This is a genomic window from Achromobacter sp. SIMBA_011 (genome assembly GCF_046535435.1).
Taxonomy (GTDB): domain Bacteria; phylum Pseudomonadota; class Gammaproteobacteria; order Burkholderiales; family Burkholderiaceae_B; genus Achromobacter; species Achromobacter dolens.
Genome location: NZ_JAWRWN010001057.1, coordinates 1 through 244 on the forward strand (window position 1 = coordinate 1; position 244 = coordinate 244).

Annotated in this window: 1 pseudogene; it reads right to left on the reverse strand. The window is 57.8% G+C overall.

Annotated elements, in window-relative coordinates:
* Nucleotides 1-57: 57 nt before the first annotated feature.
* Nucleotides 58-244: pseudogene (locus SB816_RS34260) on the reverse strand (aspartate aminotransferase family protein); the annotation flags it as partial.

Below are 244 nucleotides of genomic sequence, written 5' to 3' on the forward strand. Positions count from 1 at the left end.
TTAAGCGATGCTTGCGCGCGCCTCTTTTCAGAAAGCGCGCGTAATTCAGCAATCCCTTTACGACAATGCGGCGCGTACCTCGCGGTCTTCGAGCACGTCATCGAGCGTGCGTTTCAGGCGCGTGAACAATTGCTCGAATTCCGCTTCGCCATAACAGAGTGCGGGCGCGAAACCGAGAATGTTGTCGCCGAAAGCGCGGAACACGAGGCGATTGCGATAAGCCGAAGCCGCGATGCGATCCGAG